The following is a 25,631-nucleotide window of genomic DNA, read 5'->3' as shown; positions in this document are numbered from 1 at the left end:
AGGGTCAGCCCATGCAGATCCATGACGTGCGCGTGCATCCCGAGGCCGACCGGCTGAAGCGGGAAGAACAACTGGCCTGGAAGATCGCCGAGGTGGCCGCCGACCCGGTGGCGGTCGAGGCGGACGTCTCCGAGATGATCGTCAACCGGATCATCGACAACGCCTCGGTCGCCATCGCCGCGATCAACCGCCACCCGGTCACCACGGCCCGCACCGAGGCGCTGGCCCATCCCCGCGCGGGCGGCGCCACCGTCTTCGGCCTGGGGCCGGATGTCCGCGTCCATGCGGAATGGGCCGCCTGGGCGAACGGCACGGCGGTGCGGGAGCTGGACTACCACGACACCTTCCTGGCGGCGGAATATTCCCATCCCGGCGACAACATCCCGCCCATCCTTGCCGTGGCACAGCAATGCGGCGCGGACGGCAAGGCGCTGATCCGCGGCCTCGCCACCGGCTACGAGATCCAGGTCGATCTCGTGAAGGCGATCAGCCTGCACAAGCACAAGATCGACCATGTCGCGCATCTGGGCCCCTCGGCGGCGGCGGGCATCGGCACGCTGCTGGGGCTGGACACCGCCACGATCTACCAGGCGGTGCAGCAGGCGCTGCACGTGACCACGGCCACGCGGCAGAGCCGCAAGGGCGAGATCAGCTCCTGGAAGGCCTTCGCCCCCTCTCATGCCGGCAAGCTGGCGGTGGAGGCGGTGGACCGCGCCATGCTGGGGGAGGGCGCGCCGAGCCCGATCTACGAGGGCGAGGACAGCGTGATCGCCTGGATGCTGGACGGCAGGGACGCGCATTACCGCGTGCCGCTGCCGGGCCGGGGCGAGGCCAAGCGCGCCATCCTCGACACCTACACCAAGGAGCATTCGGCGGAATACCAGTCCCAGGCGCTGATCGACCTCGCCTTCCGCATGGGCAGGAAGGTGAAGGACTGGGACGACGTGGACGACATCCTGATCGAGACCAGCCACCACACGCACTACGTCATCGGCACCGGCGCCAACGACCCGCAGAAGATGGATCCGGAGGCGTCGCGCGAAACGCTGGACCATTCCATCATGTACATCGTCGCCGTCGCCCTGCAGGACGGCGAATGGCACCATGTGCGCTCCTATGCCCCGGAGCGGGCGCGCCGCCCCGACACGGTGCGGCTCTGGCACAAGATCCGCACGGTGGAGGACCCGCAATGGACCGAGCGCTACCACACGCATGATCCGGCGGTGAAGGCCTTCGGCGGCCGCATCACCATCCGGATGAAGGACGGCAGCACGATCAGCGACGAGCTGGGCGTGGCCAACGCGCACAGCCTGGGCGCCACACCCTGGAAGCGGCCGGACTACATCCGCAAGTTCCGCACGCTGACCGAGGGCATCCTCGACGCGGCGGAGGCGGAACGCTTCCTCGCCCTGGCGCAGCGCCTGCCGGATCTGCGGGCGGAGGAGCTCGCCGGGCTGACCGTCGCGCTGCCGCAGGGCGGTCTGGCGCGCAACGAGCGGCGCGGCATCTTCGGCTGGAACGGGTAAGGGAGGAGAGGCCATGAGCGGGACCACCACGCCGAAGCCCAAGAAGTCCGTCGCCTTGTCCGGCGTCGTCGCCGGCAACACCGCGCTCTGCACCGTGGGGCGCAGCGGCAACGACCTGCACTACCGCGGCTACGACATCCTGGAGATCGCGGCGCAGTGCGAGTTCGAGGAGATCGCCTATCTCCTCGTCCACGGCTCCCTGCCCACCGAGGCGGAGCTGCGCGGCTACAAGGCCAAGCTGCGCTCCTGGCGCGGCATCCCCGCCGCGGTGAAGCAGGTGCTGGAGGCGCTGCCCGCCGCCTCGCATCCGATGGATGTGATGCGCAGCGGCGTTTCGGCGCTGGGCTGCGCCCTGCCGGAACAGGAGGACCACAACCCCAGCGGCGCGCGCGACATCGCCGACCGGCTGATGGCCTCGCTCGGCTCGATGCTGCTCTACTGGCACCACTTCTCGCAGAACGGCCGGCGCATCGAGGTCGAGACGGACGACGACAGCATCGGCGGCCATTTCCTGCACCTCCTGCACGGGCGCGAGCCCTCGGCGGAATGGGTGCGGGCGATGCACACCTCGCTGAACCTCTATGCGGAGCACGAGTTCAACGCCTCCACCTTCACCTGCCGGGTGATCGCGGGCACCGGCTCCGATCTCTATTCCGCCATCGCCGGCGGCATCGGCGCCCTGCGCGGGCCCAAGCATGGCGGCGCCAACGAGTTCGCCTTCGCCGTGCAGAAGCGCTACGCCGATCCGGACGAGGCCGAGGCCGATATCCGTCGCCGCGTCGAGAACAAGGAGGTGGTGATCGGCTTCGGCCACCCGGTCTACACCGTCTCCGACCCGCGCAACGCAGTGATCAAACAGGTGGCGGAGGACCTGTCGCGGCAGGTCGGCTCGATGAAGATGTTCCGCATCGCCGAGCGCATCGAGGCGGTGATGGCGGACACCAAGCGGATGTTCGCGAACCTCGACTGGTACTCGGCCGTCTCCTACCACATGATGGGCGTGCCGACGGCGATGTTCACGCCGCTCTTCGTCATCGCCCGCACCGCCGGCTGGTCCGCCCATGTGCTGGAACAGCGGGTGGACAACAAGATCATCCGCCCCAATGCCAACTACACCGGCCCGGAGGACCGCCCCTTCGTGCCGCTGGAGAAGCGGGAGAGCCTGTCTTGACCTATCTCACCGCCAGGGACCTCCCCGACCGTCCGGCCGGGGAGCGCTTCCGCGCCCTGCTGGACGGCCCCGGCATCCTGCAGCTTCCCGGCGCGCATAACGGCCAGGCGGCCCTGCAGGCGAGGGCTGCGGGCTTCGAGGGGCTGTACCTGTCCGGCGCGGCCATGACCGCCTCGATGGGCCTGCCGGATCTCGGCATCATCACGGTGGACGAGGTCTGCTTCTTCATCCGCCAGATCGCCCGCGCCTCCGGCCTGCCGCTGCTGGTGGATGGGGACACGGGCTATGGCGAGGCGCTGAACGTCATGCACATGGTCCGCGCCTTCGAGGAGGCGGGCGCCGGGGCGGTGCATATCGAGGACCAGCTCCTGCCCAAGAAATGCGGGCACCTGAACGACAAGAAGCTGGCCGACGCGCATGACATGGCGGCGAAGGTGGCCGCCGCCGCCCATGCCCGCCGGAACCTCGTGCTGGTGGCGCGCACCGACGCGGCGGCCAGCGAGGGCATCGACGGCGCCGTGGCGCGGGCGAAGCTCTACCTGGAGGCCGGGGCGGACGCGATCTTCCCCGAGGCGCTGACCAATGCCGAGATGTTCCGCGAGTTCGCCCGCCGCATGCCGGGGGCGAAGCTGCTGGCCAACATGACCGAGTTCGGCCGCACGCCCTTCTTCACGGCCAGCGAGTTCGAGGAGATGGGCTATTCCATGGTGATCTGGCCCGTCTCCTCGCTCCGCGTCGCGAACAAGGCGCAGGAGGAGCTCTACGCCGCCATCCGCCGCGACGGCGGCACGCAGAAGATGGTGGACCGCATGCAGACCCGCGCGGAACTCTACGCCACCATCGGCTATGGCGATTACGAGGCGCTGGACGCCTCCATCGTGAAGACCGTGGTGCCGCAGGGCATGCCCCAGAAGGGCTGAGGCCCCCGGGGGCACCCTGCAACAAGGGACGGTTCCCCGGAACCGTCCCACCCCGAGGCCCCTGGCCCCGCAGGCACGCCTCCCCAGCCCCCATGCCGGCGGCGCTGGAACCCTCTGTCCTGTTCCCACCGCCGCCCTGGCCCACTGCCTCGTTCGGCCCCGCTGTGGGGGAGGTCATGAACACCCGAAGAATTCCCGCCACGGCAAGATGAAGTTTGCACCCAGGCCCGGAGTCTGTTTTTAGGTTGCCCGAAATCCAAGGTTGGAATGGCGAGGAGGAATTCCAATCCGTTTTCTTGCGGGCGGATCGCGAGTTGCAGCGACGATCCTTCTACTACTCTGGGAAGATTAAGGGGTGACTATGTTCCAGCAGGATGCGCGACCGGGATGGGGATCAGACACGGCAGAGCCGGACGCACAGGCTGGACAGACGGCAAAGCGGCGCTTCGAGGCCCTCAAGGTCCTGGCGACGGTCGATGACATCGCCGGCCGGCTGGATTCCATCCCTTATCCCGCCCGTGCCAATGTCGAGTTCCTGCTGCTCGACATCCGGACGCAGCTCCAGGCTGACCATCCCGACCCGGCGAAGCTGCGGGCCACCCTGATGGCGGTCCAGCGGCTCCTCTCGACCTCCCAGGCTTCCCGGGGGCGCTGGGCGGAGCAACTGGCCGACCGCCCCGCACCGCTTTCCGATCCCGAGGGCTCCCATCCGCCCGCCTCCCGCCCCGGCAGGGGCTGGCTGGCCGGCCTGCTGGTCTGCGCCGGGGTGATGGCCGGTGGCTGGATGCTGCTTCCCGGGGAGGGGGTGGAGGCCGTCCGGACCATGCTCTCCCCCGCGCCCACCCAGCCTCTCCCCCCTCAGCCTCTCCCCCCTCAGGCCTTCCCCGCCCAGCCTGTACCGGCGCGGCCGGTTCCTTCCGCCAGCTCCGGTTCCATCCCTCCAGCCCCGGAGACGGGACCGGGAACGGATGAACCCCGCCCAGGGGCCCGCCTGCCGGCTGCCGCGCCCGTCGCACCGGAGCCGGCCGGCGAGCGGGGCGCACCCGGTACGGAAGCCCGTGTGGAGCCCCGGCGCGCGGAAGAGCCGGTCATCGCGAGGATCGCGATGAGGCAGGCCGGCAACCTGCGCACCGAACCGCGGAACCAGTCGCAGGTCTTGCGCACCCTGCCGCGCGGCACCGCCTTGTCCGTCTTCCGGGAAGCCCTGGGCGGCTGGTATCAGGTGGGGGCGGATCAGCCCTGGGGATGGGTTCATTCGAGCCTGACGGACAGGCCGCGCTGACGCGCCACAACCCCGTTTCCACCCACAGGCGCGCGACTGAGGAAAGCCTCTCGGTTTCGCGAATCGGGTCCACGCCGCATGAACCGACGGGGCAGGAAGTCGTCATCCAGGGAAGATTGAAAAAATACTGAACAAACAGGCCGCACAAAAAGAGAATTCAATGGAATGTCCCAGATATATCGTGGTTAAGGGAAACTACATTCGGCGCCCATAAGAAAGATCCAATGAAATTCTTGCGGGAGCAAGACATTGGATCTCAATATTCTGGTAAGGGGCCAGTCCAATGCTGAGCTCCTGGCACTCAATTTCGGCGGCGCGAACAAGCTGAAACAGGCGGTCGAGGCGCTCCTCGGCTTCGACGGCGTCCAGAACCAGGTCCATATCCTGGCCGGGCCACTCAGCGCCGACAGCTCGGCCACCACCATCCAGGGCGCCACCGGCTTCCTCGGCGACTGGCTGACGGCAGTGAACGGCGACTGGCAGCAGGGCTGGACGGCCGGCACGGTGGAACAGCGGCTGCTGAACTACGTCCAGGGCCTTTCCGCCGACCTGCGGGACAATCCCACCACCGTGCTCTGGCTGCACAACGAGACCGACAGCCTGACCCTGCAGCACGACATCCAGAACGGCAGCCTCACCGCGGCCGCCGCGGCGGCGATGTGGGAAAGCGCGGTCCGCTACGACGCCGCGCTGCTGCGCGCGGCCTTCGGCGACTCGGCGCTGGACATGTCCTACGACTTCGTCAGCGCGATCCCCTATCGCAGCTACGCCCCCGACGGCCTCCAGGCGATCCGCACGGTCATGGAGAAGCTGGCCGCCGATGCGGGCTTCAACGCCACGATCGCCGCCCGGGCCCTCGACCTGGACATGAGCTTCGACAACCTCGACGCCAACGCCGCCACCACGGAATATGGCGGCGGGCACATGTCGGCCAGCGACGCCGCCCTGGTGATCCAGCGCGCCGCCCTCAGCATCGCGGAGGGCTGGTCGGAATATGCCCTGCCGGGATCGCCGGTCGCGCTGGCACAGGGCAACATCGACAACGAGGGGCCGGAGGTCATCTGGGCGCAGCGCATCGGCGCCACCAGCCTGACCGTCGATGTGCAGCATGACGGCGCCCATGCCTTCGCCGCCCTCGGCGATGCGGCGGCCTCCGGCCTGGGCTGGACGGTCCGGCTGTCGGACGGCACCTCCATCGCCGCCACGCATGTCACGGTCGTGGATGGCGACACGCTGCGGCTGGATTTCGCGTCGGACCTGCCACTGACGGGTGGGACCCTCTACTATGGCTGGGGCTATGGCCGCCTGGCGGACAGCAGCGGCCCGGGCCAGGGCAACGCGGTCTATGACGACCAGGGCCTGCCGGTCTGGGCCCCCGCCGCCGGCGTGGCCGTGACCGCCGCGGCGTTGCAGGCCCTGTCCGTCACCCAGGATGCCACGGGCCAGAGCGTCGCCGCCCTGCACGCGACAGGGCTGCGGGAGGTCCAGGTGAGCGACGCCAGCGGCGGCGTCACCATCCTGCATGGCGGCACCGCCTATCACGCCGCGGCGCTGGATGTCGTCGCGCTGACGGATGGAAGACTGGTCTTCGACGCCGACGACGCCGCGGCGCAGGTCGTCCGGCTCTACAAAGCCGTCCTGAACCGGGCGCCGGACCCGGGCGGGTTGCAGCACCACCTCGCCTTCCTGGCGGCGGGGGGCAGCCTGGAGACCCTGGCGCACAACTTCCTGGCCAGCCCCGAATTCCAGGCGGGGGGCGCGACGGACGCGGCCGGCGTCCTGGCAAGGATCGAGAGCAACGTCTACGGAACGGCGTCAGCCGGCATCGCCGCGCGATCCGCCTTCTCGTCGGAAGGGCTGGAACAGGCCCTGCTTTCCATCTCCGAGGGGCGGGAGAACCGTGCCAGCACCGCCAGCCAGGTCGAGGCGGGGATCTGGGTTCCCGACCAAGCGGCGGTGCCCATCGCCCGCCTCTACGACGCCGCCTTCGGGCGCTTGCCGGACCGGGAGGGCCTTGAGAACTGGGTGACGGCGGTGAAGGGGCAGTTGTTCACCTTCGCGCAACTACCGGACCTCTGGCTGACCACGCCGGAATGGAACGCACTGCACGGACAGCAGAGCGACGAAGCCTTCGTCACCGGCCTCTACCACACCGCCCTGCACCGTGAACCGGATGCGGGCGGCCATGCCTTCTTCCTGAACCTGCTGGAAACCCATGCCCTGTCGCGCGGAGGCGTGCTGCTGGCGGTGTCCGAGAGCGTGGAGCACCAGTCGCTGACCATGGCGAACACCGGCAGTGACGGTATCCACAGCGGCATCGCCTTCGCCTGATCGTCCTTGCACGTCGTGGTTGCCCGCCGGGGGCAAGGCGCCGCCTCGACCCCGAGACCCCCACACCGCTGGGGACCGAAGCCGGTCCCCAGACCCCGGGCTTGAGTTGGCGCCTGTGGTAACCGTCGGCCTGACCTCCGATCCCGGGCGCAGGTGGATCGGCGGGGCTCCCAAAAACAAGAAAACGCCTTCTCCGCGCTGGTGGCACCGGCAGCCTGCCGGAGAGCGATGCTCTCCGGCGCGATCCGGCCGCAGTGAGCGCCAACGAATGGGGTCCAGGGCGCGCAGCGTCCTGGCGGATAAGGGGGTCCGGGGGGGGGGCGACGCACTGCGTCGACGGCGGAGCCTTATCCCCCGGGGACAGAGCGACGCCGGAAACGAGGCGCCGCGACCGGCGGCCGGGTCAGCCCATAGTCCCGAAGATGCCGTGGAAGCGCCCGAGGAAGCTCCGCAGCCTGTCGCTGGACGGGTTGCCGAAGATTTCCTTCGGCGGCCCGGCCTGGGCGACGCGGCCGCCATCCATGAAGACGACATGGTGCGACACGTCGCGCACGAAGAGCATCTCGTGGCTGACCAGGAGCATGGTCATGCCGCTCTCGGCGAGGTTCTGCATCACACCCAGCACCTCGGCCACCAGCTCCGGATCGAGGGCGGAGGTCACCTCGTCGAAGAGCAGCAGGCGCGGCTGCATGGCGACGGCGCGGGCGATGGCCACGCGCTGCTGCTGCCCGCCGGAAAGCTGGTAGGGATAATGCCCGCGCCGCGGCCCCAGGCCCACGCGGTCCAGCCAGTGCCCGGCGATGTCGCGCGCCTCCGCCTTTCCCTTGCCCAGAACGCGGACGAGGCCGAGCATCACGTTCTCCTCCGCCGTCAGGTGCGGGAAGAGGTTGAAGCTCTGGAACACCATGCCGATGCGGGCGCGCTGGGCGGAAACCGCGGCCTCGCTCAGCCGCCGGCGCCGCCCGTTCTCGACGCGATAGCCGATCGGGTCCCCATCCAGCAGGATCTCGCCGCCGTCATGTTCCTCCAGCAGGTTCACGCAGCGCAGGAAGGTGGTCTTGCCGGAGCCGGAGGCGCCGATCAGCGACACCACCTGGCCCTGGCCCACTTCGAGATCGATACCCTTCAGCACCTCCACCGAACCGAAGCTCTTGTGCACGTCGCGCGCGCGGAGAAGGGGCTGGGCGCCGTCGCTCTGGCTCATGATGGGGGACCTCAACTGCGGATATAGGAAAAGCGCCGCTCCAGCAGCGCGCCAAGCTGGGCGATGGCGAAGTTGACGATCAGGTAGAGGATCGCCGCCAGGAGATAGAACTGGATGATCATGTAGTTGCGCGAGATCGCCTGCTGCGTCGCCAGCAGCAGCTCGACCACGCCGATCACCGAGAGCAGCGTGGAGCCCTTCACGATCTCCAGGCAGATGTTCACCCAGGGCGGCAGGGCGCGGCGCACCGCCTGCGGGATGATCACGTACCAGAGGCGCTTCGAGAAGGTCAGGCCGATGGCCTTGGCCGCCTCCATCTGCCCGGCGGGCACGGATTGCAGCGCGCCGCGCAGATTCTCCGCCACATGTGCCGTGGCGAAGGCGGACAGCGCGATCACCCCGGCGGCGAAGGGGGTGACGTTCACCTTGAACAGCGCCAGCCCGTAGAAGGTGAAGAGGATCAGCACCAGCACCGGGATGCCGCGCATGAAATCCACATAGGCCCGCGCCAGCCAGCGGAAGGGGGCCCAGGCATAGGCGAGCACGGCCCCCATCGCCAGCCCGGCCAGGGTGGCGAGGAGGATACTGAGCAGCGAGGTGGCGATGGTGACCTGGAGCCCCGAAAGCAGCGAGAAGCGGGCGAGCCAGGCCTGTTCGAAAAAGAGGTCGAGATCCATCTTCCGTCCCCCTCAGCGGATCACGGCATAGCGGCGCTCGACCTGCCGCAGCAGCAGGGCGATCGCATAGGCGGTGACGAGGTAGAGCGCGCTGGCGGTGAGCCAGGATTCCATCACGCGGAAGGTGTTGGCGTTGATCTGCCGCGCCGTGAAGGTCAGCTCCGGCACCGCGATGGCGGCGGCGAGCGAGGTGTCCTTGAACAGCGAGATCAGGTTGTTGCTGATCGCCGGCAGGGTGATGCGGAAGGTCACGGGCAGGATGACGTAGCGCTGCCGCTGCCAGGGCCGCATGCCGATGGCCTTGGCCGCCTCCATGTACTGCCGCGGCACCGTGCCGAGGCCGGCGCGGAAGACCTCGCACATATAGGCGCCGGCATAGATGGACAAAGTGAGGATGAAGGACTGGATCTTGTCCAGCCAGTAGATGCCCAGCTCCGGCAGGCCGAAATAGATGAAGAAGACCAACAGCAGCAGCGGCGTGTTGCGGATGACCTCCACATAGGTCCAGACCGGCCAGCTGATCCAGCGCGGCCCATAGACACGCCCCATGGCGCAGAAGAGGCCGATCGCCGTGCCGATGGCGAGCGAGGCGAGCGCCAGCCCCAGCCCCAGGCCGAGCGAGGCCGCGAAACGGTCCCAGTTCCGCCAGATGACGGACCAGTCGAAATGGTAGTCGATCATGCCTGTCCCGGTCGCTGCGTGCAAAAGGATGCGGGCCCCGCCGGAAGGCTCCGGCGGGGCGGCGGGAGGGTCAGGAGAACTCGGACGGGAAGCCGACCTTGGGCGTCGGCAGCTCGATGCCGAACCACTTCTTGTAGGAGGCGGCGAAGTAGTCGAAATCGACGCCCATCATGGCCTCCTTGTACACGGTGTTGACGTAGTTCAGCCACACCTGGTCGCCCGGCTTGACGGCGGAGGCATAGGAGTTCGGCATCCAGCCATAGCCGGCATCGACGAAGCGGCCGGGCGCCTGCTGCATCAGCCAGCGCGCGGCGGACTGGTCCTGCATCGAGGCGTCGATGCGGCGGGCGTTCAGGGCCTGGATCGCGGCGTCGGGGCTCTCGAAGGCATCGACCTTCGCCTGCGGCAGGGCCTTGTGGACCCATTCCTCCAGGAAGACGTTCTGCATGCCGCCGATGGTGACGGCGCTGCCGGCGGCCTTCAGCTCGTCGAAGGTCTTGTACTTGCCGCCGCGCGCCAGCATCAGCAGCGTCACGCCCTCGCGGTAATAGGGGATGGTGAACTCCACCTGCTGCGCGCGGCCGCCGGTGACGGTCATCCACTGCACCACGATGTCCACCTTGTCGGTGACCAGGCTCGGGATGCGGGCATCGGAGCCCTGCAGCACGAACTCCACCTTGTCGTAGTCGTCGAACAGGTTCTTCGCCAGCAGCCGGGCGAGGTCGATGTCCATGCCCACCAGCTTCCCGCTGGAGTCCTCGAAATGCCAGGGCGGGTTGGTGCTGCCGGTGCCGACGATCAGCTTGCCGCGGTCCTTCACCACCTGCAGCTTGCTCCTGCCCGCCGCCTGGGCATGCGCCGCTTTGGGCGTCAGCAGGCCAAGGCCCGTCCCCATCGCGGCGCCAAGTGCCGAAAGCCCGAAAAATCCGCGCCGGACGAGATTGGCGCGGTTGGTCTGGTCGTCCATCGGGTGTGTACCCCCTCGCTGTCCCCCAGGGCCGGGATGAACCGGCCCCGCGACGGGGAGCAGAGCAAGAATGTCGCCACCTCCACAATGGTCCGCATGCGGGCCGGCCGGGAAAGCACCGCACCATCCGCCGGGCGCGGCACCCGGGCCGGAAAAAGCCTAGGCGCCCAGGTCGGTCCAGTAGGTCCCCTGCATCGGCACGGCAGCGAATCGCCGGTTCATCGCCGCCAGCGTGGCGGCGGGGTCGATGCCGTCCGTCGCCTCCGGATGGAACCAGCGCGCCATGGCCTCGATGGCCATCAGATGGGTCGGCGAGTCGTTGAAGGCGTGCCAGAGCGCATGGGCCCGGCCCTGCTTCACGGCGCCGAGGCCGGAAAGGTGCTGGCTCTCGACCACCTGCGCCAGGCTCGACCGCGCCAGGGCGGGATCGACCCCGGCTCCCAGGCTGACCCCGCCGCGCCCGCCATAGGGGCCGCCGGTGGCGATATAGACCTTCGGGTCCTGGGTCAGCACGTATTCCAGGCTGAGCTGGCCGGTCTCGGTGGCGATGCTGTCCGCGCCGATATTGTGCCCGCCGGCGAAGCGGATGAAGTCGTCATAGACGCCCCGGCCCGGCGAGAAGCAGCAGGCGAGCCCCCCGGCATGGGCGTGCATCATCACGCGGGGGCGGTTCTCCCCGATCCCGGCGAGGCGCGCCTGCACCGCCTGCATGCGCGCGCGGTAGAAGTCCAGGAAGGCGCCGGCCTGTTCCTCCCGCCCCAGCAGCCGGCCCAGGATCTCCAGGCTCGGCTCCGTGTCGCGCAGCGGGCGGACGAAGAAGTCCACCACCGCCACGGCGACCCCCGCCGCCTCCAGCGGCGCGAAGAAACTGGCGGCCGCCCCATCGCCGCCCAGGCCGGCGACGTTGCGGCGGCTCAGCAGCAGGAGGTCCGGCCTCACCGTGAGCAGTTGCTCCAGCACCCCGACCCCGGTGGAGAAGCCCAGCACCGGCAGGCTGTCCAGCGCCGGGAAGCGGCTCAGATAGGCCCGGTACTCCGCCCCTTCGCCCCGGCGCATGTCATCCGCCCAGCCGACCACAAGGCTGGCCGGATCGGGATGCAGCAGGTTCAGCACCGCGAGATGGCGCCCCTGGCCCAGGGCGATCCGGCGGGCCGGCTGCTTCAGGGCGATCTCCCGGCCCAGCAGGTCACGCGCGCGGGGTGCCTCCTGCGCCCGCAACACGGCGGGGGCCGCCAGCGGGGCAGCAAAGCCCGAAAGAGCCAGGGCCAGCCCGTGGCGCAGCACGGCCCGGCGGGGCGGGCAGGGGGGAGAGGATGTCTCGGGCATGGCGCAACGCCTTTCCGGTGGCCTCGCGCCCGGCCGGGGCGACGAGAGGCCGCGAAGTTGTTGCGAACCCTTTGCATGAACGGCCCGGCTTGGCCAGGGCCGCCGCCCCGGCCCGTGGTCTCCCGCATGGGGGCGGGCGGTCAGTCGTCCAGCGTCGCCAGCGCCTGGGCGAGATCGGCGATCAGGTCGTCCGGGTTCTCGATGCCGATGCTCAGCCGCACCAGCCCGTCGGTGACGCCGATCCGCGCCCGCACCTCCGCCGGCACGCCGGAATGGGTGGTGGAGGCCGGGTGGCTGATCAGCGATTCCGTCCCGCCCAGGCTGACCGCCAGCTTGAAGACCCGCAGCGCGTTGAGCATGCGGAAGGCCTCGGCCTGCCCGCCCCGCAGCTCGATGCTGAAGGTCGAGCCGGGGCCGCTGCACTGCGCTGCATAGACCCGTCGCGTCGCCTCGTCGCCCCGGTCCGGTCCCAGCGCGTGCACCCGGCTCACATGCGGATGGCCGGACAGGAACTCCGCCACCGCCTCGGCATTGGCCGCCGCCGCCCGCATCCGCAGCGACAGCGTTTCCAGCGAGCGGCCGATCATCCAGCAGGAATGCGGGTCGAGCTGCGTGCCGATGGCGCCGCGCAGCAGCCGCACCGGCTGCAGCACCGCGCGCGACCCCAGCGCCGCCCCGGCGATCAGGTCGCTGTGCCCGCCGACATACTTGGTCAGCGAATAGACGGAGATATCCGCCCCCTGGACCAAGGGCGTCTGGAAGACCGGGCCGAGCAGGGTGTTGTCGCAGACCAGCAGCGGGCGCTTCCCGCCCCGGGTTGCCCCTTGGGCAGCCCCGACGCGCCCGGCCTCCTCCCGGAGCAGGGCGAGGTCCACCAGCGTGTTCAGCGGGTTGGAAGGGGTCTCGGCCAGGATCATCGCCACCGGGCCACGCGCCATGGCGCGGTCCGCCGCGGCGCGGATGGCGCCGGCATCGGTGCCCTGGGAAAAGCCTTCGGCCAGGATGCCGTATTCCGCCAGGGTGCGGGCCAGCAGCGTTTCCGTGCCGCCATAGAGCGGCTGGCTGTGCAGGATGACCTGCCCCGGCCGCGCATGGGCCAGGATGGTGGTGGCGATCGCGGCCATGCCGGAGGCGAAGAGCAGTCCACCCTCCGCCCCCTCGTAGAGGGCCAGCCGCTCCTCCACGATCTCGCTGTTCGGGTGGTTGAAGCGGGAATAGACGAGGCCCGCCCCGCCCTCCGGCGCCGGCTTGCGCCCGGCCACCACGTCGAAATAGTCCCGCCCTTCCTCCGCCGAGCGGAAGACGAAGGTGGAGGTGAGGAAGACCGGCGGCTTCACCGCGCCTTCCGACAGGGCCGGGTCATAGCCATAGCCCAGCATCAGCGTCTCGGGGCTCAGCCGGTGGTTGCCGAGCATGGTCTTGTGACTGCGGTCCTGAGCCATGCGCCTCGCCTTTCCGCCGTGAAACTCGCCCGCGCCGCCCAGGAAGGGCGGCCGGCGCCGCCTGCCGGGGGCGGTGCCGGACCATGCCGGGGGCGGGGAGGGGGCGGAATTCACATCGCGGTGGGGCGGGCAGCGGGCACGGTCAGGGCGACTCGACCAGGGACACGCCGTTGCGTGCCACCACCCGGCCGCGCTTGACCACGAGGCGCCGCGGCGGACGGGCGGCCACGGCCTCGGCCAGCGATTCCCCGTCCACCAGCACGAGATCCGCCCGGCAGCCGGGCTCGACCCCATAGGCCTCCAGCCGCATGACCCCGGCGCCGCCCCGGGTGCAGATGTCCAGCGCCATCTCCACCTCCTCGTCACGGCGGAAGTTGTTGCGCAGCCCGATCAGCATCGCCCGCTCCAGCATGTCCGCATTGCCATAGGGGCCCCAGGTGTCGCGGATGCCGTCGGAGCCGGCGCAGAGCCGGATGCCCAGGCCGCGCAGCGTGGCGGCGGCGGGCACGGGGCGGCTGGCGGGCGCGGTGGTGGCGATGGCGATGTCCAGCGCCGCGATCCGTTCCAGCAGCGGGTTCACCAGTGCCGGGTCCGGATCGCCCAGGCAGAAGGCATGGCTCACCGTCACCTGCCCCTCCATGCCCAGCGCCCGGGTGCGCTCGATGATCAGCTCCAGGCTGAAGGCGCCGAGCTGGCCGGGCTCGTGCAGGTGGATGTCCACCGGCTTGCCGAAGCGCTCGGCCAGCCCGAAGACCAGATCGAGCTGCCCCTTCGGGTCGCGGTCGATGGCACAGGGATCGAGCCCGCCCACCACATCCGCGCCCATGCGCATCGCCTGTTCCATCAGCTCCGCCACCCCCGGGCGGACCATCACCCCGGATTGCGGGAAGGCGACGGTCTCGATCTCCATCACCCCGGCATAGGCGGCCCGGGTGGCGAGCACGCCCTCCATGCCCGCGAGGCCCACCGCATCGTCCACATCCACATGCGTGCGGATATGCGTCGTGCCCATGCGCAGCGACTGCACCACCTGCCGCGCCGACTGGCGGGCCGGGTCGATGTCCCATTCCTTCTTCAGCCGGCGCTCGGTCTCGATCTTGTCGATCAGCCGCGGTCCGGCCTGGTGCCGGCGCCAGCCCATGCCCCAGAGCGACTTGTCGAGATGGGTGTGCGCCTCGACGAAGCCGGGGATCAGCAACGCCCCGGCGCCATCCTCCACCGGCACGCCGGGCGCCTCCAGGGGAGCATCCGGACCGGCGCCCCAGGCGGCCACGTGCCCGCCACGGACCAGCACGTCGGTGGCCTCGCCCCCCATGGGCCGGACGTTCCGGAGCAGCAGGTCATGCGTCATGCGGGGCGTTTCCTCCAGATGGGGCAACAGGCAGGTCGATGGCGGGCCGGAAGCACCCGGCCGTGGGCCGCCATGAAGCGCCGGCGATCCCCGGGATTCAAGCCGGCGCGCCGGAGCTTGCCGGAGGGCCGCCGTCGATGGCATCCCGGAGCCTCCCGCACGGAGCGCACCGGAACGATCCGGTGTCCCCCGTCGGACGACCCCTCCGCCTGGTCCGGCGACGATGCCGAAGGAACAAGACATGAGCGACACCACCGGCACCACGGAGAGCACCACCGACAGCACCACCGACAGCCTGGGCTTCGACTTCGCCGCCCTGTCCCCGCGCGAACGCTACAAGATCCTGATCGGCAGCGTCGTGCCACGCCCCATCGCGCTGGTGACGACGATCGGGGCGGACGGGCGCGCGAACGCGGCGCCCTTCTCCTTCTTCAACTGCCTGTCCGCCGATCCCGCCATCGTGGCCCTGGGCATCGAGTTCCGCGCCGACGGCTCGCCGAAGGACACCGGCCGCAACATCCGCGACACGGGCTGCTTCACCGTCAACATCGTCTCCGATGCGCTGGTGGAGGCGATGAATGTCTGCGCCACCCCCTTCGCCCCGGGCGTGGACGAGCTGGCCGCGGCCGGGCTGGAAATCCGCCCCGGCCATGCCGTCGCCTGCCCCTGGATCGCCCGCGCCCCCGCCGCTCTGGAATGCCGCCTGCATTCCTTCCTGGAAATCGGCAATTCCCGCGAGATCGTGCTGGGCGAAGTCCTCCACGCACATCTGCGCGCCGATGCGGTGGACGAGCGGCTGCACATCGACCCCGCAATCATCGATGCCGTGGGCCGCATGGGCGGACACGGCTATGCCGGCACCCGCCAGCGCTTCGACCTGCCCACCATGAGCGCCGGCGACCACGCCGCCGGGCGCGTGCCGGCGCGGCGCGAAGGCTGACATCACACCGGGCGGATCATCCCGCCCGGGAAGGCCGCGTCACAGCACCCGCGCCAGGAAATCGCGTGTCCGGGGCTGCTGCGGCGCGGCCAGGACGCTGCGCGGATGCCCGCGCTCCACGATCATGCCCTCGTCCATGAAGACCAGGTCGTCGCCGACCTCGCGGGCGAAGGCCATCTCGTGCGTCACCACGATCATCGTCATGCCGGAGCGCGCAAGGTCCTTCATCACCGCCAGGACCTCGCCCACCAGCTCCGGATCGAGGGCGGAGGTGGGCTCGTCGAATAGCATCAGCTCCGGCTCCATCGCCAGGGCGCGCGCGATCGCCACCCGCTGCTGCTGTCCGCCCGAAAGCTGAGCCGGGTACATGCCGCCCTTGTCCCCGAGGCCGACACGCTCCAGCAGGGCCTGGGCCCGGCTGCGGGCCAGGGGCGGCTTCACGCCCTTCACCCGGATCGGCGCCTCGATGATGTTCTCCGTCACCGTCATGTGCGGGAAGAGGTTGAAGCTCTGGAACACCATGCCGACGCGCTGCCGCATCTGCGCGACCTGCCTCTCGCGCAGCTCGTAGAGCCGGCCCTTGTGCTCGCGGTAGCCGACCAGCTCGCCATTCACCCAGAGCCGCCCGCTGTCGATGCGCTCCAGATGGTTGATGCAGGACAGCAGCGTGCTCTTGCCCGATCCCGAGGGCCCGATGATGCACATGACGCTGCCCGGCCGCACGTCGAGGTCGATGCCGCGCAGGATCTCCCGGTGCCCGTAGCGCTTTCCGAGCCCCCGCATGCGGACCATGCTGGTCTCCATGGCCGGCGCGGTCGCCATGCTTCCCATCGCCGTCCTCCTCAGCGTTGCCGGTAGCGGTGTTCGAGATAGTGCTGCCCCGCCGACAGCACGGACACGATGATGAGGTACCAGAGCGAGGCCACGATCAGCAGCGGGATGGTCTCGTAGGTGCGGGAATAGATGAGCTGCGCGGTATAGAGCAGCTCCGCCAGGGCGATGACGCTGACCAGGGAGGTGCTCTTGACCATCGAGATCACCTCGTTGCCGACCGGCGGGATGATCACGCGCATGGCCTGCGGAAAGATGATCCGGCGGAAGATCAGCCCCGGCGTCATGCCCAGCGCCATGGCCGCCCGCGTCTGCCCGCGCGGCACGGAGGCGATGCCGGCGCGGATCACCTCGGCCGTATAGGCCGCCTGCGCCAGGCCCAGCCCCGCCAGCGCGGCGAAGATCGGCGTGATCAGGGCATTGGTGTCCGCGGTATAGAGGCTCGGCCCCCAGGGAATGCCCAGCGAGAGCGTGGGGTACAGGGCCCCGAAATTGTACCAGAAGATGAGCTGCACCAGCACCGGCACGCTACGGAAGAACCAGATATAGAGCCAGCTCATCGTGGAAAGCAGCGGATTGCGGGAAAGCCGCATCACCGCCAGCAAGGTGCCGAGCACGAGGCCGATCGTCATGGCGGCGACGGTCAGGCCCAGCGTGCGCGCCAGCCCCGTCAGGATCTGCCCGTCGAGCATGTACTCGGCCACCACGGGCCACCGGAAGCCCGGATTGGTCGAGACGCTCGCCGCGACCATCAGCGCGATGATGGCCACGGCGGCGCTGGCCGCCCAGGTCCAGGGGTGGCGCAGCGGCACCACCTCCGTCGTGTCCTGCGCCGCCACGTCCGGCGCCGCGCCTTCCTCACCGGGCCGGTCCGGAATGGCGACGCCCGCCGCCTCCTGCCGTGCGATCGCCTGCGCCATCCTCAGCGGGGCGTCCCGGTCGGATTCAGCGGCGCCTCGCGCACGGCGCCTTCGCCCAGGCCCCATTTCTCCACGATCTTGCGATAGGTGCCGTCCGCCAGCAGATGCGCCACCGCCATCTGCAAGGGGGCCGACAGGTCGGAATCCTTGGGCAGGGCGATGCCGATATAGCTGGTGTCGGTATAGTGCCCGACCACCTTGGCCCGCCCGCGCGACTGGCTGACGAAATAGCTCACCGTCGTCGAGCCCAGCCAGAACAGGTCGGAGCGCCGGCTCATCAGGCTCTCGGCCGCGCCGTTGCCGTCGTTGAAGGCCAGGATGTTGATCGGCTCCCGCCCGAGCTCCTTGCAGCGGGGCTGGTGCAGGTTGGCGAACTCGACCTCGCGCGACCCGCGCGTGGTGGCCACCGCGCGGCCGCAGAGGTCGTCGAGGCTGTCCACCTTGATCGGGGAATCGCCGCGGGCCGCGAAGAGCTCGTTGCCCAGCAGCGTGCCGATCATGTCCACGACCTTCAGCCGCACGTCGCTGATGCCCATCTGCCCGACCGCCGCATCGAAGCGCTTGGCCTGGAGGCCGGGGATCAGCGTGTCGAAGGTGGTGGGCCGCAACTCCAGCTTCAGGCCCAGGACATCGGCCGCCGCATGCAGGATGTCGATCTCCCAGCCGGCGATGTTGCCCTTCTCGTCACGGAAGTCGTCGGGCGGCGAGCCCAGGGCGACCGCCACCGTGATCTCCTTCTTCTCGGCGAGGCGCGCGGGCAGCCGCGCGATGATCTCCGGCTGCGGCGATGCCGTGATCGCCGCCGTGGCCGCTGCCGGGGCCTGCGCCGCCGCCGGGCGGATGCCCAGCCAGGTGCCGCCCGCCGGCATGGCCATCAGGCCAGCGGCCAGGGTGACTGGGAGCAGGACAGCCGGGAGCAGGGGCCGCAGGAGGCGGCGGACGGTGCGGCTGGGCATGCTGTGGTTCTCCTCGGGAACAGCGGGTCGCATCGTTCGGGGAAAGGCGGGCTCAGGCCCGCTTGCGGTGGGAGTCGTGCGCCGGCCGCGCCAGGCCGAGGCTGCCGCGGAAGGTGCCGTCGCCGCCATACTCGGTCTGGAACAGGCCGCGCCGCTGCAACTCCGGCACCAGCCAGTCGAAGGCCTCGTAGGCCGGCGCCGGAAGATGGGAGGCCATGATGTTGAACCCGTCGCAGCCGCGCGCGGTGAACCAGTCCTCCATCAGGTCAGCCACATCGGCCGCCGTGCCCACCACGAGGTTGTGCCCCGAGGCACCGGCGACGATCTGATAGAGCTTGCGGATCGTCATGCCCTCCTGCCGGGCCATCCGCACCAGCTTCTCATGCCCGCTCTTGACCGCGTTGCTGTTCTCCAGCGGCGCGGGCAGCGGCCCGTCCAGCGGCAGGCCGGACAGGTCGCCGAAGGACGACGCCAGCATCGGCAGGCCCAGGCATTCGTGGATCAGGTCCTGGAGCTGCGCGAACTTGCCCTCGGCCTCCGCCCGCGTGCGGCCCAGGATCGGCATGATGCCCGGCATCACCAGCATGCTCTCCGGGTCGCGCCCCGTGCCCGCGGCATGCGACTTGACGCTGCTGTAGAAGGCGACGGCATCCTCGCGCGACTTCTGCGCCGTGTAGATGATGTCGGCGATGCGCGAGCCCAGCACCTGCCCGGGCCCCGAGGAGCCCGCCTGCGCGATCACCGGATAGCCCTGGATCGGCCGCGCGACGTTCAGCGGCCCGGCCACACGGAAATGCTCGCCCTCGTGGCGCAGGTTGTGCAGCTTCGCCGGATCGAAATAGCGGCCGGAGGCCTTGTCGCGGATGAAGGCGTCGTCCTCCCAGCTGTCCCAGAGGCCGAAGACGACATCGACGAACTCCTCGGCCCGGCGATAGCGGTTCTCGTGCGCCAGAAGCCGGTCGCTGCCGAAGTTGTGCGCCTCCTGCTCGCTCCAGGAGGTCACGACGTTCCAGCCCACCCGGCCGCCGCTGATATGGTCGAGCGAGGCGAACTTGCGCGCGATGTGGTAGGGCTCGTTGTAGGTGGTCGAGGCGCTGGCCACGAAGCCCAGCCGCTCCGTCACCGCCGCCAGGGCGCCGATCAGCGTCAGCGGCTCGAAGACATCGATGCGGGCGAGATAGCTCAGCTCGTCGTCGCTCTTGGCGGAATGGCGCACCGCGATGCCGTCGGCCCAGAACATGAAGTGGAAGCGCGCCCGCTCCGCCGCCTGGGCCAGGCGCTTCCAGAGCGCGAAGTCCATGGCCGCGGTCTCCTGCGCATCGGGCATCCGCCAGCCCGCCGAATGCGCGCCATTGGCCACGATGTTCAAGCCGAGCTTCATGTCGCGACGATGGCCGCTCATGCCGTCATTCTCCGAAGGTCCTGGTCAGGGAGGCGTGCCGGCTTCCGCGCCCGGCACGGGGGCCGGAACCGGAGGTCGCCGAAGCATGGCGGACAAGCACCCGCGCCTTTCCCGGCATGTCCCACTGGCCAGTGTCCCGAAATCCTGGTGGAGCCGCGCTGCGCCGGTGTTGTCCTGTCCCTGGGCAAAGCCTAGGGGCAGCCGCCTCTTGCCGTCAAAGTACTAATGATGCCTGTTTCCATTCCAAAAGGTTATGAAGGCGGCCCGGCATGAACCTGCGCCAGTGCGAGATCTTCCGCGCCGTCATGACCGCCTCCTCCATCACCGAGGCCGCCGATCGCCTCGGCATCACCCAGCCGGCCGTGAGCAAGATGCTGGCGCAGATCGAGCGCGATCTCGGCTTCCCGCTCTTCCTGCGCGAACGCCGCCGCCTCGTCCCCACGCCCGAGGCGCAGGCGCTTTTCAAGGAAGTGGAGCGCGCCTTCCTCGGCCTCGAGCACCTGACCCGCTTCGCGCGCGACCTGAAGGGGCTCAGGCAGGGGCATCTCGTCCTGGGCGCGCCCTATGCGGCGGCGGCGGGCTGGCTGCCCGGCGTGGTGGCGGGATTCCTGCGGCAGCATCCGGGCCTGTCCCTGTCGCTCCGCACCATGAACTCGCTCTCGGTCGCCCAATCCCTGGCGGCGGGGCATCTCGACCTCGGCCTCGTGCAGTTCGAGGTGCCGGCCCCGGGCGTGCGGCGCGAATGCCTCCTGCCGGTGGAGGCGGTCTGCGTCCTGCCCCCCGGCCACCGCCTCGCGTCCCGCCCGGTTCTCGGCCCAGTGGACCTGCGCGACGAACCCCTGGTGGCGCTGGCCGCGGCGGACCGCTACCGCCAGCGGCTGGAGGCCGAGCTGGCGGCGCGGGACATCGTGCCCCGCATCCGGGTGGATGCGCCGCTGGCCTCGGCGGCCTGCGCCCTGGTGATGGAGGGCATGGGCATCGCCCTGGTGGACCGCCTGACCGCCGAGGACAACCGCCACCGCGGCATCCTCATCCGCCCCTTCGCGCCGCGCCTCGCGGAGGACCTGACGCTCCTCACCCCCACCCGCCGCCCGGTCTCCCTGGCCGTCGAACGCTTCGCCGGGTTCCTGCGGGAGCATTTCCGTTGCGCGGCCGCGCCGGCGCTTGCCTGATGCGGGTGGCGGAACGCACCGGCCCGCGGGCCTGCAAAGGTTCGGCGTCGCGCCTTGTGGCCAGCCCCGGGGGAGAGGCCCCGCCTCTCGCCCCGGCCCCCCTCACCGCCAGGACGCTGCGCGCCCTGGACCCGAGGGGTTGGCACTTCCCGCGGCCGTCAGCCCGAAGGTCCGGTCCCAAGGCACGGGCGGATACGGCGACGCCGAAAAAGACGAAAAATATCTTGTCCGTCCGTGCGGCGCCGGCAGTCCGCCAGAGAGCCATGCTCTCCGGCGCGATCCGGCCGCAGCAAGGGCCAGCAAACGGGGTCCAGGGCGCGCAGCGTCCTGGCGGATGGGGGGTATCGGGGGGAAGGCAGAGCCTTTCCCCCGGGCCAAGCGTCCCGCCGCCGCACGGATCGGGTCATAGCCCCCGTAAACACCTTGCCTTCCATACCCACCCCGGGATATAGGAATATAATCAAATTCCATAATGCCATCCCCGGCTTGCTTGGCAGCACGCCAATCGCGGCTTCGTCTGCCCCTCCGTCGAGACTTCAAGCAGCCCCCGTCCGCCGCGCATGGCGAGGCCCTTCATCTGCCCAGGCGGATAAAGGCCTAAAATCCTAAAGTGCTAAAGCGCTAAAATGGCACGGCCGGCGGCATGCCCTGGCCCGCGCATGGAACCGGCCCCTGCGATTGCCAGCCCCGGAAAATCTGTTTCTAGTGCCGCGCCCGCACCGGGCCGGCCGCACGCGTCGCCGCCGGCCCGGTGCGGGCGGATGTCTGGGGCGCGAGGTGACGGAATGGGTGGCTTGGTGATCAGCGGCGGCCGGGTGGTGGATCCGGCGAGCGGGATGGACGCCGTGGGCGACGTCGCCCTGATCGACGGCAAGGTCGCCGCCCTGGGCACCGGGCTGGGCGGCGCCGAGCGTGTGATCGACGCGACGGGGCTCGTGGTCGCGCCGGGCTTCATCGACCTGCACGCGCATGGCCAGTCCATCCCCGCTGACCGCATGCAGGCCTTCGACGGCGTGACCACGACGCTGGACCTGGAAGCCGGCGTGATGCCCGTCGCCTCCTGGTACCGGCGCCAGGCGGCGGAAGGGCGCATCCTGAACTACGGTGCCGCCACCAACTGGGCCTTCGCCCGCATCGGCGCCATGATCGGCACCAACGAGGAATCCTCGCTGGAGGCCTTCGGCCGCGCCATGCGCGACCGCCGCTGGATGGACAACATCGCGACCGAGGCCGAGGTGAAGGGCATCCTGGAGCGCCTGTCCCAGGGCCTCGACGAAGGCGGCATCGGCATCGGCATCCTCAACGCCTATGCGCCCGGCGCCGGCGTGCAGGAACTGGTCGAGGTCTGCCGCCTCGCCGCCGCCAGGAACGTGCCGACCTTCACGCATGTCGCCTACATGGCGCGCATCGATCCGCAGAGCGCGGCCGAGGCCTATATCCGCCTCATCGGCTATGCCGCGGCGACCGGCGCGCACATGCACATCTGCCACTTCAACAGTTCCAGCAAGACGGACATCGCCCGCTGCTACGAGCTGGTGCGCAACGCGCAGCTCAAGGGGCTGAACATCACCGTCGAGGCCTATCCCTACGGCACCGGCTCGACCGTTCTGGCGGCGGCCTTCTTCAGCGATCCGCATTTCGAATCCCGCAACGGCCTCGGCTACGATTCCGTGCAGCGCGTGACGGACGGCCACCGCTTCCGCGATCGCGACGAGCTGCTGGCGGCGCAGGCCGAGGACCCGTCGCAGCTCGTGCTGTGGCACGTCCTCGACACCGAGCACAACGAGCGCCACCGCGAGCTTCTCGACATGGCGGTGCTTTATCCGGACGGCGCCATCGCCTCGGACGCGATGCCCTGGTCGATGCCGGATGGCAGCACCTACACGGGCGATGCCTGGCCGCTGCCGGAGGAAGCCACCTCCCACCCGCGTTCCGCCGGCTGCTTCACCCGCTTCATCCGCCATTGGGTGCGGGAGCGCCAGGCGGTGTCGCTGCTGGAAGGCATCCGCAAGGTCTCGCTGATCCCGGCGCAGATCCTGGAGGCCAGCACGCCCGCCATGGCTGGCAAGGGCCGCCTGACCGTGGGCGCCGATGCCGATGTCGTGGTCTTCGACTACGACACGCTCAGCGACAAGGCGGAGTTCAGCGCGATGAACCGCCCCTCGGAAGGCGTGCGCCACCTGATCGTCAGCGGCGAGCCGGTGATCGCCGATGGCGTGATGGACGTGGCGGCCCGGCCCGGCCGGCCGGTGCGCCGTCCCTCCATCGCCCACTGAACCGGGCCCCTTGAGCGGCATGCCCGTCCCCGTCCTGCTGGTCGCCGGCTTCCTGGGGGCGGGCAAGACCACGGTGGTGAACCACCTCCTGGCCCATGCCGGGGGGCGGCGCATCGCCGCCGTGGTGAACGACTTCGGCGCGATCAACATCGACGCGGAGCTGATCGCCGGCGCCAGCGACGGGGTCGTCAGCCTGTCCAACGGCTGCATCTGCTGCTCGCTGGAAGGCGACCTGCTGCGCACGCTGGCCAACCTCCTGCGGCGCGACCCGCGCCCGGAGGCCATCGTGATCGAGACCAGCGGCGTGGCCGAACCCTCGGACATCGTCCGCAACCTCATGGACCCGGTGATCTGGCGCGAGGCGCCGCTGGAAACCGTGCTCTGCGTGGTGGATGCGACGGCCACGGCTCAGGCGCTGGAGGACCCGCTCTTCCGCACCCAGCTCCGCGCCGCCGACGTGGTGGCGCTGAGCAAGGCGGATCTCGCCGACGATGCCGACCGGGACAGGGTCCGCGCCGCCGTGAAGGCGCTGCGCCCGGCGGCGCTGGTCGTCGATGCGCCGCAGGGCCGGGTGCCCCTGGAACTCCTCTTCCCGGAGGACCCCGCGCATGTTCCGGCACCGCGCGACCCGGGCCGCCGCCGCCCCACCGCCGACCGTTTCGAGACGCTGAGCTGGACCTCCGGCCGGCCGCTCTCGCTGCCCCGGCTGCAACAGGCCATCGCCCGGCTCGCACCCCGCCTCGCCCGTGCCAAGGGGCTGTTCGAGACCGTGGAGCAGCCGGGCCGCCAGTTCCTGTTCCAGCTCGCAGGCGGCCGCGCGACCCTGGCTCCGGCTGGCCCGCCGCCGCCGGACCTGCCCCGCGCGCGGATCGTCTTCATCGCGGAGATCGGCGCCCTGTCCACCGCCGAGATCGAACAGGCGATGGAGGCCTGCAGCGCCGGGGCAGGGTAGGGCGAAGCACCCCGCCCCGGCGGCAGGCGGATCAGCTTTCCGCGGGCCGCAGCTTCCGCACCACCTCGTCGCCCGGCAACAGGTCGCGCCCATCGACATAGCGCCAGTCGGTCATGACGCCGGCATTGCCCTTCAGCGCCGTCCGCCCGACGAAGACGCCCAGCGTGCTCTGGTGGTCGATGGCGCGATAGCCCACCTGGCCGGCGGGCGTGGCGAAATCCACGCCGCGGAAGCCCTCCACCAGCTTGTCGGGATCGAGCGCCCCGGCCCGGGCGATGCCGGCGGCGATGGAATGGATCAGGGAGAAGCCGACCAGCGAGCCGCACATCGGCTTGGCCTTGTACTTCGCCCGGTATGCCTCGGCGAAGGCGCGGTGCGCCGGGGTGTCGATCGCCTCGCCGGGATAGCCGGTGACGATCCAGCCCTCCGGCGCCTCGTCGCCCAGCGGGTCGAGGTATTCCGGCTCCCCCGTCAGCATGGAGGCGACGCCGCGCCCCTCGAACAGCCCGCGCGTGTTGCCCTGGCGCACGAAATTCGTCAGGTCCGGCCCGAACAGGACGTTGAAGATGCCCTCGGGCTTCATTCCCTCCAGCGCCTGCACCGTGGCGCCGGCATCGATGCGTCCCAGCGCCGGCCACTGCTCGCCCACGAACTGCACGTCCGGCCGCTTGGCCGAGAGGATCTGGCGGAACCACTTCACCGCCGACTGGCCGTATTCGTAGTTCGGCGCCACCGTCACCCAGCGCTTCGCCGGCAGCTTCGCCGCCTCCTCCGCCAGGATGGAGGCCTGCATGTAGGTCGAGGGGCGCAGGCGGAAGGTGAAGCGGTTGCCCTTCTCCCAGACCATGGCATCGGTCAGCGGCTCGCCCGCCACGTAGAGGCGGCGGTTCTGCGCGGCGTACTCGCCCAGCGCCAGCCCGACATTGGACAGATAGGCCCCGGCCAGCACATCCGCCTTCGCCTCGTTCATCAGCTCGCCCGCCAGCCGCACGGCATCCTGCGGCTTGCCCGCATCGTCGCGCGTGATCAGCTCCAGCGGTCGTCCGAGGACACCGCCCTTGCCGTTGATCTCCTCCACCGCGAGATGCATCGCGTCGCGATAGGGCAGGGTGAAGGCGGGCTGGGTGGTGTAGCTGTTGATCTCGCCGATCCGGATAGGCGCCGTCCCCTGGGCCCGGATCAGGCCGGGCCGGGCCAGGGTGAGGGCCGCGGCGCTCGCGCCCCACAACAGGCGCCTCGTGATCTGCATTCTACCACTCCCGATCATCATGGGCCGGGTCCAGCCCAAGGGGTTGCCTCAGGGG

Annotated in this window: 21 protein-coding genes; 9 read left to right on the top strand and 12 right to left on the bottom strand. The window is 70.0% G+C overall.

The window, feature by feature from the left end; all coding sequences use genetic code 11:
* The first annotated feature begins 11 nt into the window (after nt 1–11).
* The 5 genes from RGI145_RS17670 (at nt 12) to RGI145_RS17650 (ending at nt 7,230) form a co-directional block, all read left to right on the top strand.
* On the top strand, nt 12–1,526 hold the full coding sequence (locus RGI145_RS17670; RefSeq protein ID WP_075799404.1) for an MmgE/PrpD family protein: 1,515 nt from the start codon (nt 12–14) through the stop codon (nt 1,524–1,526).
* A 13-nt stretch (nt 1,527–1,539) separates the two neighbouring features.
* Nucleotides 1,540–2,697 (top strand): bifunctional 2-methylcitrate synthase/citrate synthase, encoded by a 1,158-nt coding sequence (prpC, locus tag RGI145_RS17665; protein ID WP_075799403.1) that lies wholly within the window; start codon nt 1,540–1,542, stop codon nt 2,695–2,697.
* A complete protein-coding gene (gene prpB / locus RGI145_RS17660) occupies nt 2,694–3,617 on the top strand; it encodes a methylisocitrate lyase (protein WP_075799402.1) in 924 nt (307 codons plus the stop codon). Before prpC ends, prpB begins: the two co-directional genes overlap by 4 nt.
* A gap of 361 nt (nt 3,618–3,978) precedes the next feature.
* Complete coding sequence (locus RGI145_RS17655; protein ID WP_075799401.1) at nt 3,979–4,899, top strand: SH3 domain-containing protein; 921 nt, start codon at nt 3,979–3,981, stop codon at nt 4,897–4,899.
* A 249-nt stretch (nt 4,900–5,148) separates the two neighbouring features.
* The gene (locus RGI145_RS17650; RefSeq protein WP_075799400.1) at nt 5,149–7,230 is read left to right on the top strand and encodes a DUF4214 domain-containing protein; all 2,082 of its coding nucleotides are present in this window, start codon (nt 5,149–5,151) and stop codon (nt 7,228–7,230) included.
* A 403-nt stretch (nt 7,231–7,633) separates the two neighbouring features.
* Here the strand turns inward: RGI145_RS17650 and RGI145_RS17645 are convergent, their stop codons facing one another.
* The 7 genes from RGI145_RS17645 to RGI145_RS17615 form a co-directional block, all read right to left on the bottom strand.
* Complete coding sequence (locus tag RGI145_RS17645) at nt 7,634–8,434, bottom strand: amino acid ABC transporter ATP-binding protein (RefSeq protein ID WP_075799399.1); 801 nt, start codon at nt 8,432–8,434, stop codon at nt 7,634–7,636.
* Between the two features lie 11 nt (nt 8,435–8,445).
* Entirely contained in the window at nt 8,446–9,111 is a 666-nt protein-coding gene (locus tag RGI145_RS17640; RefSeq protein ID WP_075799398.1) for an amino acid ABC transporter permease, read from the bottom strand.
* A gap of 12 nt (nt 9,112–9,123) precedes the next feature.
* The gene (locus tag RGI145_RS17635; protein ID WP_156878590.1) at nt 9,124–9,792 is read right to left on the bottom strand and encodes an amino acid ABC transporter permease; all 669 of its coding nucleotides are present in this window, start codon (nt 9,790–9,792) and stop codon (nt 9,124–9,126) included.
* 70 nt (nt 9,793–9,862) lie between these two features.
* On the bottom strand, nt 9,863–10,759 hold the full coding sequence (locus RGI145_RS17630; RefSeq protein WP_027281926.1) for a transporter substrate-binding domain-containing protein: 897 nt from the start codon (nt 10,757–10,759) through the stop codon (nt 9,863–9,865).
* A 159-nt stretch (nt 10,760–10,918) separates the two neighbouring features.
* Nucleotides 10,919–12,085, bottom strand: coding sequence for an ABC transporter substrate-binding protein (locus tag RGI145_RS17625; protein ID WP_075799397.1), 1,167 nt, complete (start codon nt 12,083–12,085; stop codon nt 10,919–10,921).
* A 140-nt stretch (nt 12,086–12,225) separates the two neighbouring features.
* A complete protein-coding gene (locus RGI145_RS17620; RefSeq protein ID WP_075799396.1) occupies nt 12,226–13,527 on the bottom strand; it encodes a cystathionine gamma-synthase family protein in 1,302 nt (433 codons plus the stop codon).
* Nucleotides 13,528–13,669: 142 nt separating this feature from the next.
* On the bottom strand, nt 13,670–14,878 hold the full coding sequence (locus RGI145_RS17615; RefSeq protein ID WP_075799395.1) for an amidohydrolase family protein: 1,209 nt from the start codon (nt 14,876–14,878) through the stop codon (nt 13,670–13,672).
* A 241-nt stretch (nt 14,879–15,119) separates the two neighbouring features.
* Here RGI145_RS17615 and RGI145_RS17610 point away from each other — a divergent pair, with 241 nt between their 5' ends.
* The gene (locus RGI145_RS17610; RefSeq protein ID WP_075799394.1) at nt 15,120–15,818 is read left to right on the top strand and encodes a flavin reductase family protein; all 699 of its coding nucleotides are present in this window, start codon (nt 15,120–15,122) and stop codon (nt 15,816–15,818) included.
* Nucleotides 15,819–15,857: 39 nt separating this feature from the next.
* Here the strand turns inward: RGI145_RS17610 and RGI145_RS17605 are convergent, their stop codons facing one another.
* The 4 genes from RGI145_RS17605 to RGI145_RS17590 are packed head-to-tail and all read right to left on the bottom strand — an operon-like array spanning nt 15,858 to nt 19,927.
* Entirely contained in the window at nt 15,858–16,640 is a 783-nt protein-coding gene (locus tag RGI145_RS17605; RefSeq protein ID WP_269466552.1) for an amino acid ABC transporter ATP-binding protein, read from the bottom strand.
* 20 nt (nt 16,641–16,660) lie between these two features.
* The gene (locus RGI145_RS17600; RefSeq protein ID WP_083670896.1) at nt 16,661–17,569 is read right to left on the bottom strand and encodes an amino acid ABC transporter permease; all 909 of its coding nucleotides are present in this window, start codon (nt 17,567–17,569) and stop codon (nt 16,661–16,663) included.
* Nucleotides 17,570–17,571: 2 nt separating this feature from the next.
* Complete coding sequence (locus tag RGI145_RS17595) at nt 17,572–18,525, bottom strand: ABC transporter substrate-binding protein (RefSeq protein ID WP_075799393.1); 954 nt, start codon at nt 18,523–18,525, stop codon at nt 17,572–17,574.
* A 52-nt stretch (nt 18,526–18,577) separates the two neighbouring features.
* Nucleotides 18,578–19,927 carry an LLM class flavin-dependent oxidoreductase gene (locus tag RGI145_RS17590; RefSeq protein ID WP_075799392.1) on the bottom strand — a complete coding sequence of 450 codons (1,350 nt, stop codon included), beginning with the start codon at nt 19,925–19,927 and terminating at the stop codon, nt 18,578–18,580.
* 269 nt (nt 19,928–20,196) lie between these two features.
* Here RGI145_RS17590 and RGI145_RS17585 point away from each other — a divergent pair, with 269 nt between their 5' ends.
* The 3 genes from RGI145_RS17585 (at nt 20,197) to RGI145_RS17575 (ending at nt 24,327) form a co-directional block, all read left to right on the top strand.
* The gene (locus RGI145_RS17585; protein WP_075799391.1) at nt 20,197–21,099 is read left to right on the top strand and encodes a LysR substrate-binding domain-containing protein; all 903 of its coding nucleotides are present in this window, start codon (nt 20,197–20,199) and stop codon (nt 21,097–21,099) included.
* Nucleotides 21,100–21,884: 785 nt separating this feature from the next.
* The gene (locus RGI145_RS17580) at nt 21,885–23,375 is read left to right on the top strand and encodes an amidohydrolase family protein (protein ID WP_075799390.1); all 1,491 of its coding nucleotides are present in this window, start codon (nt 21,885–21,887) and stop codon (nt 23,373–23,375) included.
* 19 nt (nt 23,376–23,394) lie between these two features.
* Nucleotides 23,395–24,327 carry a CobW family GTP-binding protein gene (locus tag RGI145_RS17575; RefSeq protein WP_075800168.1) on the top strand — a complete coding sequence of 311 codons (933 nt, stop codon included), beginning with the start codon at nt 23,395–23,397 and terminating at the stop codon, nt 24,325–24,327.
* 31 nt (nt 24,328–24,358) lie between these two features.
* Here the strand turns inward: RGI145_RS17575 and RGI145_RS17570 are convergent, their stop codons facing one another.
* Nucleotides 24,359–25,576, bottom strand: coding sequence for an ABC transporter substrate-binding protein (locus tag RGI145_RS17570; RefSeq protein WP_075799389.1), 1,218 nt, complete (start codon nt 25,574–25,576; stop codon nt 24,359–24,361).
* Between the last annotated feature and the right edge of the window lie 55 nt (nt 25,577–25,631).

Origin of the sequence: Roseomonas gilardii (assembly GCF_001941945.1) — a bacterium.
In the GTDB taxonomy this organism is placed as follows: domain Bacteria; phylum Pseudomonadota; class Alphaproteobacteria; order Acetobacterales; family Acetobacteraceae; genus Roseomonas.
Note: the sequence above shows the minus strand (reverse complement) of the source record. Positions and strands in the feature narration are given on the sequence as shown.